We start from the raw sequence: 14,338 nt of genomic DNA on the forward strand, positions 1-14,338 counted from the left end.
ATGCTGTTTAGATATACTGTTGCACAAATTTATGTTGATAAGCAGGCAAGATAGACTCTCGCAGCCATTCATTAAAAGGAGTAACCGCTTGCTGCATATTGGAATTACCGTGTTCTGCCAGCCATTCTAGCTCAAAAATCAGGTCACGCATGACTTTTGGAATATCGGCCAAATAGCGGCTTTTACCATCACGCTCAAACAGGCGGATAAAAATACCCAGCACTTTTAAATGCCGTTGTACGCCCATGACATTGACATCATTTTCAAACTGCGCTGCATTATCAGCTGTCGCAAGCTCTGCCTGTTTTTGCAATTGCCAGCAGTCCTGTATCCAGCTTGATACCTGATCCTCTGGCCATTCTACATAAGCATCGCGTACTAAAGACACCAAATCATAGCTATACGCGCCTATCACCGCATCTTGAAAATCAATCACGCCCAAGCGCGTATGATCTGCTTGGTCTTGCATAAGGTTGCGACTGTGATAATCACGATGGACGATGACCTGCGGCTGCGCCAAAATCTCAGCGATTAAAGCCGTTTTAAGATTTTCCCAAAGCGTTTGCGCAAGCTCTATACCAATATAAGGAATAAACCACTCGCTAAACAAATCCATCTCACGGTTTAATAGCGCGGTATCATAATCTGGTAATTGATGATCCGTCTTTGCGGTCGCCACTGGCACCGCTTGTAAGGCAACCAAAGTGCGCAGCGCTAATTGATAGTAATCATTCACCTGAGCGGCTGGCGCATCGACCAGCAGATGAGCAAATTCTACCGTACCAAAATCTTGCAATACCAAAAAGCCTTTTGCCACGTCTTGAGCGACGAGCGTCGGAACATTGATTGCTGGTGCCATCAGCTTTGCGACATTGATAAACTGCTGCAACGCGTCTTGTTCATCGGCTGAATCCATGACAATATAGCGCCCTGTTTCGACAGCATCATTATCAAGTAATTGAATACGGTGATATTGGCGCGCGCTGGCATCGCCCGGCAGACTATCAAGAATAAATTTTTGATTGGCAAACACGTCTTGCAGCCATTGCTCTAACTGCTGCTGGCGCGTAGCGGTTACGTTAGGTACTGTCATGGTTTTATCCGTCATAAAAAGTATCGCAAATTAAATATCAGTCATAAATAAGTGATATGTGGGGCAAATAGTTGTTAAAATAATGAGCGTGCAACTGAGCAATGCAGCCGCTTTAAGCAGACAAACTCTACTGGCTATGCCGCCGTAAAAAGGTCTGTATCATCCGCTATATTATAAATTTTGGTAAATAGTGTAGCTGATTTGGTTTTTTTTGACTATGATTAGTCGTCATTATATGTAAAACGTTCCGATTTTCGAGATTATCGTCTTAATGATAGGTTTATTCGCCGTGAAATACCGTTAAAATATAGCCTGTCATTTAACGATCGCAATCCAATAGGCTCTACAATCATAGGTGTGCCCTTGTTATATTCTCCGCTTTACCAAAGCATCCGTTTGATTTTATTTGGCGCCTTGGGCTTAACCAGCTTGACGGTCAGTGCGGCTCTTAATCCTGTCGATAACAATGTTGATGCACAGACGACTGAGCCACTAATCACTGAAAATAGTAGTGACGCCGCCATGTCTACCCTCTCTACTGAAAAGGGCAATCAAACCCAAAATGGCGCTGCTGATGCTAATAATAAAGCGTTAAACAGTCAATTAACAACTGCGCCTGTTTTCAACAATAATGACGTATTTACCAATGACAACGTAAATATAACGGCAATTAATGACAGCAGTGACGGTATTAATATTAATAATAATGCCGTCAATAACGCTACTAAAACAAACAATACCACTGCGCCCGTCAATAACAGCAGCACAGCCAAATCCAATAAGAGCAGCATTGATGTCAATGACGAAAGCATTCAAGACAGTCTGATGCGTTTAGCAGAATTTTATGAATTAACGCCTGATACAGATCCCGCTACGTTACACAATAATAGCAATGATGACGTAGTAAATAGTAATAACGGAGATACTCAAAACTCTTTTGCCGCGCAAACCATTGAACCTGTAGGCAACGACTTAAAACTGCTACCAAATAGCGTCGATAGCGCCCAGCGCTGTGAAGGTCAATGGGTTTATCCTAAGAAAAATCCTAATTACCAACGTGCGATCAATGAAACGGGCGCACCTAACGGCCAGCCAGCGCCCAACTTAAACGGCATTCCTAATAATCAAGCGCCACTGTTTGCAGAGTCGGATTATGGCTATTACGACAATGTCGACTACGCCGAGCTTTCTGGTAATGTCATCGTTGACCAAGGTACGCAGCATATCGAAGCGGAAAAAATCGTACTCGATTTGAACAACAATGTGGCGGCCGCACAGGGTAAAGTGATGTTTACCGACCAAGCGACTGGACAAAACAAAGACGCTACTGGCTTGGCCGAAGCTAACCGTTTTCAAAACAGCAACGGACAAAATATCAATGGTCAAAACGCTAAGTCTAGCCTCAGTGAAAAAGCATCAACTGGCGGTCTTATCGGCGTCGCGGACAGCTTAAATTATAATACCGAAACCGGACAATCAACAGCTAAGGACGTGGCTTTTGCTAGCGTAGAGCTGCAAGCGCACGGCTATGCCAAGCGCTTAAACCGCCCTAACGAGACGCAGTATGAGCTTGATGAAGTGATGTTTAGTACTTGCCCGCCGACCAACCGCAAATGGCAGTTTGATGCCAAAAGCATCGATTTAGATACCGAAACAGGCCGCGGCGAAGCTTACAACACAACGTTTAAAATTGCTGATGTACCGGTATTTTATTTACCCTATTTTAATTTCCCTATAGACAATAGACGCAGCAGCGGCTTCTTATTACCGAGCGCGAGTGTCGGTAGTGAAAGCGGCCTTGAAGTTGACGTACCTTATTATTTTAATTTAGCGCCGAACTACGACGCCACCCTTAACACTCGCGTTTATACCAACCGTAACCCCATGCTCTCCGGTGAGTTTCGTTATCTAACTGAAGAGTACGGCGAAGGAATTTTTAACGGCTCTTATTTGCCCAATGATAAAAAATATGATGGCGAAGATCGTAGCAGCTTTTTTTACGATCATTATTGGTCATCTACCAGTATTCCGCGCTTAAGTGGCGACGCAAAATATAGCTATGTGTCAGATGCCGATTATCTCAACGACTTCGATACCTTGGGTTTGTCAGACAATACGTTAAACCTACCACGCCGTGCGCGGGTGAATTATTATAACGATTATGTCAATGGTGAATTAAAAGTCGAGACTTTCCAAACGCTCGATGCATTTAACAATAATGGACAGCCTTTACAAGATAAAGACAAGCCGTACTCGCGCTTGCCACAGCTTAAACTTGACTATCGTCTACCATGGGCAAAAAGCTTTGATATCACAGGCGTAAGTGACTCGGCTTATTTTAAAAAATCCATCGATGATGGCTCTGAAAATGAAAAAAGTGGCACGCGTTTTTATAATAAATTAAGCGCCGTTTATCCGATGGAAAAATCTTGGGGCTATATCAAACCTAAGCTCAGCTTACAGCATCTGTATACGTCTTATGATGAAGACAGTTTGGCGGACAATGATTTGAGCAAAGATGACGGCAACCAATCGGTATTTGTGCCTCAAGTCAGTGTCGATGCTGGCTTGCACTTTTCTCAAGCGGGCTCACCCTTTGGCGCCTTTGACGATACTTTAGGCGGTTATCGCTTGCTCAGTCCGCGCTTAAAATATACCTACTCGCCCTATAAAGACCAAAACGATATTCCTAACTTTAATACCCGTATTGCCTCTATCAACTACGAGCAACTGTTTTCGGACAGCTGGTTTTTAGGTCATGACCGCTTGCAAGATTTGCATGCCTTTACACCCGGTATTAATTATCGTTACATCGATGCAACGGGTGTGACACGTTTTGATGGTAGTATCGCAGAGCAGTTTTATATCGATGATGGGCGCGTGACCCTTGAAGGCCAAAAACCTGTGCTGACGAATTCTTCCTCAGGATTGGTGTGGGATACCAGTACCCAGCCTTATAATAACGTCTGGGTCGATGTAAGCGGCGCGCTTACTCATAGCTATGATTTAAACTATATCACCACTGAGCTGCGTTATCAGCCATCTGACAACAGTTTATTTAACGTCGGCTTTGTGAAGCGTATGCGCGATGAAAACACCGACCAGTTACCTTTATCGGCGTTTACCGCATCAGCGGTTTTCCCAATTAATAATAACTGGCGCGTATTGGCGCAAGGTCAATACGATTATAATCGTGATAAGATGCTCGACTCGTTAGTCGGTGTTGATTATGAGGATTGCTGTTTTGGTTTTGCAGTTTATGGTCGTCGTTACTATAATGACTTAAACATCAAAGACAAACCTACACAAGCGATTATGGCAGAAATCAGACTCAACGGTCTTGGTAGCGGTAGCAGCCGCTTAACACGCTTACTTTCTGATAAAGTGTTGGGCTTTGAGCCGGTTCAAAGCGCCTGGAAAGATGAATAAAACGTCGTCTATATCCTTAGACTCACGTATGATTGATGGTTTATGTATCAAGTAACATTTGTGCTATAACAGCATATAGCAGTGTTTACACCCTATTATAAACAGCCTTAGCCGCTACTTAAATGAAGAGTAACGGCTAGGGCTTAACCGATTACCATCCGATGCAATGACATTGATGAGGAGCATCATGAGATTTTTTTCTTTACGTCAGACAAGCCGAGTTGTATTGCTTTCTATGGGTATGACGGGCGCTATTGCTCTGAGCCTAAGTGCGCAAGCAGCCACCGTTAAGCCTGCAAAAACTTCAGCTGCAAACGTTGATGCTGGCACTCAGAAAAATAGCGCCGTACGTTTGACGCCTGCCAATAGTACGGACGGTATCATTGCCTTAGTCAATGAAAACGCTATCTTAAAAAGCGATCTGATCGCTGCTATGGCGCAAACCCAAGCACGAGCGCAGGCGGCTGGTGAACCCATTCCCAATTCAGCCCAGCTACAGTCTGAAGTACTAAACGCCCTCATTATGCGTGAATTACAACTCTCAATGGTCAAACGAGTTGGTCTCAATCCTGATGAAGCTGCCATCAATCAGCGGCTGGCTCAAATCGCCCAAGCAGAAGGACTCAGCAGCCTTGGCGAGTTACAACAACGTTTGGACGCCGCAAAACCAGGCAGTTATGCTACCCTACGCGCGCAATTGATTGAAGATGCCGCGATTCAAGCCTTGCAGCAGCGCCAAATCGCAAGCCGCGTGCGCATCAGCGAACAAGATATCGATGCCTTTTTGGCCTCTCCTGAAGCCAAGCGTTTGAGTCAAAGCGAATATCAAACTATTCACGTACGTATCCCCTATATGGACGATTACAGCCGTCTGTCGGACGCCCAGCGTGAAGAAGCATTAAAAGTCGCGCAGCGTCTACGCACACGACTGCAAGCGCCAAATGTCGATGTCACAGAAGCCATTGCCGCAAGTCAAGGCAGCTACCCTATTCAGCTGCAAGGGGGCGATATGGGCTTTCATAAAGCGGCTGCACTACCAACCGAGCTTGCTAGCGAAATCACCAAACTTGAAGTTGGCGCCGTCAGTGCGCCGTTAGTGACCCCAGAAGGTATTGATATCATCAAACTGGCTGATAAAAAATCCAGTGATACCATGCTAGTGCCGCAGTGGCATACGCGTCACATTTTAGTCAAAGTCGATGAGCTACAAACCGATGCTTTGGCTGAGCAAAAAATCAATGACCTCTACGAGCAATTACGTAAAGGAGCCGACTTTGCGAGCCTAGCCTCAACTTATTCAGATGATCCCGGTTCAGCAGGACGCGGTGGCGATTTGGATTGGGTTGGTGAAGAGCAAATGATTGGTCCGTTTGAAGCAACGATGAAGAATACCCCAGTCGGCGATTATTCTGCACCATTCAAAACACAATTTGGCTGGCACATTCTAAAAGTTGAAGGCAAGCGCGAGCAAGATGTCAGCGATGAATACCGTCGCAATATGGCACGTCAAGCGCTATATCAGCGCCTTGCTCCGCAAGCCAAAGAAGACTGGCTACAAGAACTACAAGCCGGCGCTTATATTCAAATACTGGGCTAGTTAGTAATTTAACAATATCGAAAACATTTTAAAAAAGGGTATGTGCCAATGCATGTACCCTTTTTTAATTTAAGTCATTTATTAAAAACTCCATAAATGATGGGATAAGCTTTAGCTTAGAGCTCTATAGTGAGTGAAAAGTAATAACAATACATCACGCACTGCTGATATCAATTTTTCTTGCTTGCTGTGCCTGTGCAGACAGAGGCTACAAAAAATTGATATCAGCAATACCGTCGCGTTTTTAGGATATTTTAACTATACATTCATTAACGCTTTTATTAACGGTCGAAAATATTTTTCAAATAAAAATAATGCACAAAGAAAAGCCCCGAACCTAGGGCGATGGGTTCAGGGCTATGGCGTTTCATATTGTTGTTATTATCTCTTCCGTGTTGACTCGTCCTAAGTCATAAACAGTAACCTATAAGACAGCGGGCTGACCTGTGCTTTTATTGTTACTGCCTCAACACTGCATCCTTACGTATCCTTGTGTTGATGGTTGTATTCTAGGTGAATTGACGCGGGACGACTAGAGGCTAAAGACCTTATTTAGCGTAAGCATTTGCTTACGTCGCTATTGTTTGTGGCGAGGGTTTTATACAGATAATAAAACCTTTTTAGCAATCACTTTCCTTTTCAGCCTCTGCATGTTCTTTTGATACTTTACAGCCCTCTTCCTTACCCGCTTCAATGATATTTTTTGCCTCTTTGACATCTTCTGCCTTCTCAGTTGGCGCATTAGTTTCTTGGGTGCTGACTTTTTCGGGCTCGTATTGTAGCGTTGTCAGCACCGGAAAATGGTCGGAGCCGATAGACGGCATGCGCTGAATATCGACTAAGGTGAAGCAGGCACTATGGAAAATATGATCTAACGCCCAACGTAAAAACGGATATTTAACATGAAAGGTATTGATAAAATGGCGCCCGATACGAGGATCTAGCAAGCCTGAGATACGTTGAAAGCGGCGGGTAGTCTTTGACCAAGCGACATCGTTTAAATCTCCTGCCAATATCGCCGTTTGCTTATTTTCTTTGATATGTTTTCCAACCATCAGCAGCTCAGCATCGCGGGTCGTAGACTTATCTGCCTCTGTCGGACTGGGCGGCATCGGGTGCAAACAATAGAGCCAAATCACTTGTCCACCCTGCAAACGTAGCTGCGTATGGATAGATGGAATATCATCAATCATCAAATACTTAACTTCAGGGTCTATGAGCTCAAGCTTAGAATACAGATGCATACCGTATAGATTATCCAAAGGCACTTTGACAGTATAAGGATAATTTGCTTCTATTTGATTAAGGGCTTTCTCCCATTTTTTATCAGTCTCTAAAGTAATTAAAATATCGGGGCGCTTATCTTTTACCAGTTCAACCAGTTTTTGGGTCTCATCATTGGGCGTCAATACGTTTGAAACCATGATTTTAAGCTGGTGCGCATGTCCATTTGGCATATCCTTGGCAGTGAGCACTTCTTTTTTCCAAAGTATGGTATAGGGCAACACCATACGCAATTGAAAGGCGAGCGCGCTACTTAAAACGATAAATAACAGCCACTGACCAAGCTGCCAGTCCGACCAAAATATAACCATGCCAAGCCAAGCGGCGAACCCGAGGAACATGATTTGAATACGGGGAAACTCAACACCTCGCACCCACCAATTATCAAGAGGCAACAAGCCCCAAATAGTGACAAAGGCGATGAATCCTGCCAACCACTGAGCGCCATAATATAAGAGGGAGAGATCCATAATGTGTGTCAACCGTTTATTAAATGAATGGCAAAGCCAATAATAGTGAATATTCTTTATATAATAATTGTTTGGGCTAAATTTATTTAAGCTAAAAATGATTGAGCGGCTGAACTCTAAACCTTTGTCACAAGATAAATAGCCTGCTTACTTTAGCACCTCATCACGCCTGCGCCTACTATTGAACATTCATTAGACGTTAGCGGCTATAAAAAATTACAATTTAAGCCTTATTTAGAGGGGCTTGAATTTAAGAGAAGTTGACACGATAAATAATCAGCAAGCTTAATAAATAGCAGGCTTTATGGGTAGTAGCATTGATAAGTAGAAAAGTGAATAAGTCATATCTAAAAAATGCGGTATATTCTCTAAAAAACCTTGCTTTTTGCTGCTATTCACGGCATTGTTATCGGTTGGCAGTGCAACAATTTATGGTGAAAAGGATTGAGTTTTATGAGTAATTTAACAGTAGGCTTGGTAGGCTGGCGCGGTATGGTCGGGTCAGTATTGATAGAGCGTATGCGTCAAGAAAAAGACTTCGATGGTATCACACCAGTGTTTTTTTCGACCAGTAACGCTGGCGGCGACGCCCCAAGCTTTGACGGTATCAAGACCAGCAAACTAAAAGATGCTCATGATATTGAAGCACTTGCTGCCTGTGACGTAATTATCACCTGCCAAGGCGGCGATTATACCTCAAAGGTACATCAGCCCCTACGTGATAGCGGTTGGACTGGCTACTGGATTGACGCGGCAAGCACTTTACGTATGGAAGATGACAGCATCATCATTCTTGATCCTGTTAACCGCAATGTGATTGATAAGGCACTGGCAAATGGCAAAAAAGACTTCATCGGTGGTAACTGTACCGTGTCACTGATGCTGATGGCAATCGGGGAGCTGTTTAATAAAGGCTGGGTTGAATGGGTCAGCGCCATGACTTATCAAGCAGCGAGTGGCTCTGGCGCCAACAACATGCGCGAGCTAATCGAAGGTATGGGCGTACTCCATGAAGCAGTCAAAGACGAGCTTGCCGACCCTGCCAGCGCCATCCTTGAGATCGATAAAAAAATCGCTCAGACACAGCGCTCAGACGACTTTCCAAAGCAATACTTTGGCGTACCACTAGCAGGCAGTTTGATTCCTTATATCGATTCGCAGTTAGAAAACAAACAATCGCGCGAAGAATGGAAAGGTGGCGTTGAAACCAATAAAATCCTTGGCAATTCTGAAGCCGATAAAATTGCCATTGACGGTATGTGTGTCCGCGTTGGCGCCATGCGTTGTCACGCTCAAGGCTTAACGATTAAACTTAAAAAAGACATCCCGCTAGAAGAAATCGAAGCGGCATTGAAAAATAGCGGTAATCAGTGGTTAGATGTGGTTGAAGATACCAAAGAAGCTGCTATAAATCGCTTAACACCGGTAGCAGTAACTGGCACTTTAACAGTGGCGCTAGGACGCCTACGCAAGCTCAATATGGGCCCTGAATATTTGGGTGCGTTCACTGTCGGCGACCAGCTATTATGGGGCGCAGCAGAGCCATTACGCCGTATGCTGAATATCATCCGTGAGCAAAACAGCTAATCTTATTTAATCGCCAATAAAAAAGACAGCGCTTGCTGTCTTTTTTTGGCATCATTTTTGGCGTTATTTTTTCAATAATGAATCATTTAGGCTGATAAGCAATCATCACTTCATTGCGGCGCATAAATGGCAGCGTCCAAGGTGGATTATAACGCGCCAGCTCAGGCTTACCTGTGATGGTTAAATTTTGCCCTTGCATCCAAGATTGTAGCTCTTTAGTTTTTGCCGCGACCTTTTCAGTACCCGCCAATCCTGAAAATTTAATAACGCCATAAGTTTGCGCTGGAACTTCTACAATTTCGATATTCGGATTATTGGGTTTTGGCAGCGTTTGCAGCGTATATTGGCTTGGCATGGTAAATTGCACGCGCCATTTATCTTTAGTTTGTTGAATGCTGACTGGCGCAGTCATACTAATTTTACGAATCTTGCCATTTGCGGCGCTATTATTGCCAAAGATATAATCTGCTAGAATCTTAAATCCTGCACGGCTGGCGGCATCTTGATCGCCCGTTACCCAAGTCTGTGCCATTAACTGCTCATCGTAACGACGCAGCTCAAAGTCTTCAGTCTGTTTTAGTACAGTATATTTTGGCTCTTCGGTTGCCATAGCTGCTCCTGATAGTAATAATGCGCTCGTTAATAACAGTCCATTTAATAGGGCTTTATTTGATAAGTCGTTATTCAATAGCAAGCGAATCGATGACAAATAGCGTGTTTTAGCCATATTATCTCTCCGCTATATACATTTAGACCTTAACATTTATTTGATTTATAGTAGCCACTCTTCTACTTTAGCAATGACTTAGCAAGAATGTCTGTATTTTTCGGTTATAGCATGCCAATTAATAAGCGATTAATGTCCCATTTAATTGTTAGCATGCTTAGGCTATTTTATAAACGCTCTCCTTCTCTAAACCAATTGTCAGCCGCTTAAATATCCATGTCCAAAAAAATGCTTAACAATGTTATAATTAGCGCCATTTTCATAGCTTAAATAGCGGTTATCTTATGCAATTTGTTTTACACAAAACGGCCAGCGGTATCACGCGCGCACGCCGTGGTACGGTTCATCTCAATCATGGCGATGTGCAAACGCCTGCTTTTATGCCAGTGGGTACTTATGGTACCGTAAAAGGCATGCTGCCACGGGATATCGAAGCGATTGGCGCCGATATTATCTTGGGCAATACTTTCCATTTATGGCTGCGTCCGGGCACTGATATCATTGATAAATTTGGTGGTCTGCATAAATTCATGCATTGGGATAAGCCAATCCTTACCGATTCGGGTGGTTTCCAAGTATTCAGTCTTGGGGCCATGCGTAAAATCACCGAAGAAGGCGTGACTTTTAAATCGCCTATCGATGGCGCAAAAGTATTTTTATCGCCAGAAAAATCGATGCAAATTCAATATAGCTTAAACTCAGACATCGTGATGCAGTTCGATGAGTGCACGCCCTATCCTGCCACTCATGAAGAAGCCAAAAAATCTTTAGAGTTGTCACTACGCTGGGGCCAGCGCTGTGTCGATGAGCATAAGAAGCTTGGCAGCACCAATGCCTTATTTGGCATTATCCAAGGCAGTATGTATGCCGATTTGCGTCAGCAATCACTCGAAGGTCTGCTTGAGATTGGCTTTGATGGTTATGCCATCGGCGGTTTATCGGTTGGCGAACCAAAAGAAGAGATGATAGACGTCCTAGATTATATCGCCGACGATATGCCCGCTGACAAGCCGCGCTATTTGATGGGCGTTGGTAAGCCTGAAGACCTCGTTGAAGGGGTACGCCGCGGCGTCGATATGTTTGACTGCGTGATGCCGACTCGCAACGCCCGTAATGGTCATTACTTTGTCACCGGTGACGCTGAGAATGCCGGCATTATACGCATACGTAATAGCCAGTATCGCACTGATGAAGGGCCATTAGACCCTGAATGTGACTGCTATACCTGCCAAAACTTTAGCCGTGCTTACTTATCACATCTAAATAAATGTAAAGAGATGCTAGGGGCGCAGCTAGCGACTATTCATAACCTGCGTTACTATCAGCGTTTGATGCAAGGTATCAGAGACGCGATTGAACAAGATAAGTTTGATGAGTTTGTAAATGAGTTTTATAGTAAACGCGGACAAAGCGTTCCTGAACTCAATTTACGTTAACCATTTCTAGAGTTATTTTATCTGCGTAAGATGCTTGAAGCTGCTTTAAGCGAGAGACATTAAAATGGAAAAGGGCTTAAGATTAATCTTAAGCCCTTTTTGTTTAGCTAGAGTCTTTATTACCTAAAATATTAATACTATTAATAGGTAATAGGCAATCTATTAGCTCATTAATGTGGCCACAAAAACAATCAGTACAGCAATCGGCGCGACGAATTTAGCAATGATTTGCCATAATTGCCAGGTACCATTAGACAATCCAAGCTCTTGCTGAATGCTACGTTGATCCATTTTCCAACCGACAAAGATAATCGCGGCAAGACCGGTTAAAGGTAACATGAATTTACTGGTTAATTTGTCCAGAGCATCAAAAATACCATTACCCATGATGGTAAAGTCGCTCCATAGATTGAATGACAACAAAGCTGCGATACCTAATAACCAAACCGCGATACTAGCGACGATGGTCGATACCGTACGGTTCATTGGCGTACGCTCTTCTAACAGCTCAACCGTTGGCTCAAGTAATGAGATTGAAGAAGTCACAGCGGCAAAGGTAATCAATAAGAAGAACAACGTACCAATGATGGCACCGGCGCCCATGCTACCAAAAGCAATTGGCAAACTGACAAAGATAAGACCAGGACCTGAAGCAGGATCAAGACCGTTGTTAAAGATAATTGGGAAAATAGCCAAACCAGCCGCTAAAGCAATGACAGTGTCTAGAATAACAACGGTACGCGCCGTGCTTAATAGATTGACATCACGACCCAAATAAGAGCCATAAGCCACCATGATGCCCATACCGATAGATAAGGTAAAGAAAGCATGACCAAGCGCCGCTAGCATCACATCGCCATTTAACTTACTAAGGTCTGGCGCAAACAGGTAGTTCACCGCTTGGCCAAAACCGCCATTCATGACGTTGTAACCAACAATCACGAATAAAATCACACCCAGTAAAGGCATAAGCACTTTGGCAGTGTTTTCAATACCTTTCGTGACACCAACACCGACGATTAAAGCGGTGATTGCCATGAACACCGTATGCCAAATTGTCAAGGTGCCAGCTGACGCCAACATCGCATCAAAGGTTGCCGCTACAGAGTCACCGTCTTGTCCGGCAAAGCTGCCTGAGCCAACTTTGGTGATGTAATTAAGCGCCCAACCACCGATGACACTATAAAACGATAAGATTAAAAAGCCACCTAAAATACCAGTCGCACCGACAATACCCCAACTGCGTGCTTTACCTTCGCTTGCGGCGACATCAGAAAACGTATTGATAGGGTTTTTTTGCCCACGGCGACCAACCAGCCATTCTGCAACCAAAATTGGAAAACCAATCAGAGCAAGACAAAATAAATAGGCGATAACAAAAGCGGAACCACCACTCTCCCCAACCATATAAGGGAACTTCCAAATATTTCCTAAACCAACTGCCGATCCTACTGCTGCTAGTACGAAGCCAAAATTTGAGCTCCACTGAGCATGTTCTTGTTTATTAATAGCCATTTTGCCTTCCTCGTGCTTCAATTACTGTTGCTTATAATCTTCCTTGATTATCATAAATCGCTCTTAATGACTGAGACTCATTTAACCAGCTTGTCAATGTGACGCGCTTAGCAACATTATGAAAGAATTGTTTACAATATCGTAAACGCCCAGTTTCTGCTAAGCGACCAAAAAAGTCAAGTAGCGATAAATATAAAAAGCCATAACTAATAGTTATGGCTTTTTATATTTATCGAGATAATTTGTCAAAGTATATTACTTTGAAAATCGAGCTATCACAGTATTTTTATAATTAGTAAAACTATGTTTAGCGAACCACACCGCGGCGGCTTTTTTGTAGCGAATCTATTAGCAGGGCGATTTTTGGCTCTGTTGGTAATAGCTCTGTTTTTAAAATCTCAAGCGCTTGAGCCGTTGTTAGACCTGATCGGTAGATAACACGATACGCTTGGCGCAATACATCAATCGTCTCTTTAGACCAGTCTTTACGGCGCATACCTTCGACATTTAGCCCGTGGGCTTTGGCAGGATTACCTGAAACCATGGTAAAAGCAGCGACGTCTTTTAAAATTAGGCTGGCGCCGCCAACCAAACTGTAATCATCAATGGTACAAAACTGATGAATACCTGAGTTGCCGCCAATAATCGTATGATTACCGATAGTCACATGCCCTGCCACCCCGACATTATTAGCCAGTACATTATGGTCGCCGATTAAACAATCATGGGCCACATGGGTATTGACCATCAAAAGATTGTGACTGCCAATCTTCGTCAAGCCGCCGTCTTGCTCAGTGCCACGGTGCAAGCTACACGCCTCGCGAATGGTATTATGATCGCCAATTTCAAGCCACGTACGTTCACCAGCGTATTTCAAATCCTGCGGGTCTTCGCCGATACTGGCGAACTGATAAAACTGGTTGTATTGCCCGATACGCGTCAGTCTTGCTACGACCACGTGCCGATGCAATACCGTATGGGCGCCAATAGAAACTTCATCACCGACAATACAATAAGGACCAATGATGGCAGTCTCATCAATGTTAGCGGACGGTGAGATGAGTGCTGTTGGATGAATCTGACTCATAATATGGACCTTTGTATCATCTGATGCGAATAAATAGTAAAACAAGTAAAGCAAGCTTAGGGTAAATAATCAACCTGATACTGGTTTTGGTTAAAACTGGTTAAAAAGACAAC

The 14,338-nt window shown here is 43.7% G+C and carries 9 protein-coding genes; 4 read left to right on the forward strand and 5 right to left on the reverse strand.

Translation table 11 applies throughout. From position 1 onward, the window contains the following. Window positions 1-7 precede the first annotated feature (7 nt). Complete coding sequence (locus tag FOR85_RS02295; protein ID WP_223808468.1) at window positions 8-1,093, reverse strand: aminoglycoside phosphotransferase family protein; 1,086 nt, start codon at window positions 1,091-1,093, stop codon at window positions 8-10. A gap of 363 nt (window positions 1,094-1,456) precedes the next feature. Between FOR85_RS02295 and FOR85_RS02300 the strand changes: the two genes are divergently transcribed. Continuing rightward, complete coding sequence (locus FOR85_RS02300; RefSeq protein ID WP_144296535.1) at window positions 1,457-4,522, forward strand: LPS-assembly protein LptD; 3,066 nt, start codon at window positions 1,457-1,459, stop codon at window positions 4,520-4,522. A gap of 187 nt (window positions 4,523-4,709) precedes the next feature. Further along, window positions 4,710-6,119, forward strand: a complete 1,410-nt coding sequence (locus tag FOR85_RS02305) for a peptidylprolyl isomerase (RefSeq protein ID WP_144296536.1) — start codon at window positions 4,710-4,712, stop codon at window positions 6,117-6,119. Between the two features lie 620 nt (window positions 6,120-6,739). Here the strand turns inward: FOR85_RS02305 and FOR85_RS02310 are convergent. Next, entirely contained in the window at window positions 6,740-7,873 is a 1,134-nt protein-coding gene (locus tag FOR85_RS02310; RefSeq protein ID WP_190295479.1) for an endonuclease/exonuclease/phosphatase family protein, read from the reverse strand. A 453-nt stretch (window positions 7,874-8,326) separates the two neighbouring features. Here FOR85_RS02310 and asd point away from each other — a divergent pair, with 453 nt between their 5' ends. Continuing rightward, on the forward strand, window positions 8,327-9,460 hold the full coding sequence (asd, locus tag FOR85_RS02315; RefSeq protein WP_144296537.1) for an aspartate-semialdehyde dehydrogenase: 1,134 nt from the start codon (window positions 8,327-8,329) through the stop codon (window positions 9,458-9,460). Between the two features lie 82 nt (window positions 9,461-9,542). On the opposite strand, the gene FOR85_RS02320 is transcribed toward asd, so the two are convergent. Continuing rightward, complete coding sequence (locus tag FOR85_RS02320) at window positions 9,543-10,187, reverse strand: heme-binding protein (RefSeq protein WP_223808469.1); 645 nt, start codon at window positions 10,185-10,187, stop codon at window positions 9,543-9,545. Between the two features lie 284 nt (window positions 10,188-10,471). Here FOR85_RS02320 and tgt point away from each other — a divergent pair, with 284 nt between their 5' ends. Further along, entirely contained in the window at window positions 10,472-11,623 is a 1,152-nt protein-coding gene (gene tgt, locus FOR85_RS02325) for a tRNA guanosine(34) transglycosylase Tgt (RefSeq protein WP_102076366.1), read from the forward strand. A 162-nt stretch (window positions 11,624-11,785) separates the two neighbouring features. Here tgt and FOR85_RS02330 read toward each other — a convergent pair whose 3' ends face one another. Beyond that, window positions 11,786-13,138 (reverse strand): sodium-dependent transporter, encoded by a 1,353-nt coding sequence (locus FOR85_RS02330; RefSeq protein ID WP_144296538.1) that lies wholly within the window; start codon window positions 13,136-13,138, stop codon window positions 11,786-11,788. 307 nt (window positions 13,139-13,445) lie between these two features. Then, entirely contained in the window at window positions 13,446-14,225 is a 780-nt protein-coding gene (lpxA, locus tag FOR85_RS02335; RefSeq protein WP_068404561.1) for an acyl-ACP--UDP-N-acetylglucosamine O-acyltransferase, read from the reverse strand. Window positions 14,226-14,338 lie beyond the last annotated feature (113 nt).

Source organism: Psychrobacter sp. YGAH215 (genome assembly GCF_007280595.1).
GTDB lineage: Bacteria > Pseudomonadota > Gammaproteobacteria > Pseudomonadales > Moraxellaceae > Psychrobacter > Psychrobacter faecalis.

Coding starts and splice junctions, on each gene's coding strand:
- FOR85_RS02295 (WP_223808468.1), bottom strand. CDS start 1,093: ATGACAGTACCTAACGTAACCGCTACGCGCCAGCAGCAGTTAGAGCAA.
- FOR85_RS02305 (WP_144296536.1), top strand. CDS start 4,710: ATGAGATTTTTTTCTTTACGTCAGACAAGCCGAGTTGTATTGCTTTCT.
- FOR85_RS02310 (WP_190295479.1), bottom strand. CDS start 7,873: ATGGATCTCTCCCTCTTATATTATGGCGCTCAGTGGTTGGCAGGATTC.
- asd (WP_144296537.1), top strand. CDS start 8,327: ATGAGTAATTTAACAGTAGGCTTGGTAGGCTGGCGCGGTATGGTCGGG.
- FOR85_RS02320 (WP_223808469.1), bottom strand. CDS start 10,187: ATGGCTAAAACACGCTATTTGTCATCGATTCGCTTGCTATTGAATAAC.
- tgt (WP_102076366.1), top strand. CDS start 10,472: ATGCAATTTGTTTTACACAAAACGGCCAGCGGTATCACGCGCGCACGC.
- FOR85_RS02330 (WP_144296538.1), bottom strand. CDS start 13,138: ATGGCTATTAATAAACAAGAACATGCTCAGTGGAGCTCAAATTTTGGC.
- lpxA (WP_068404561.1), bottom strand. CDS start 14,225: ATGAGTCAGATTCATCCAACAGCACTCATCTCACCGTCCGCTAACATT.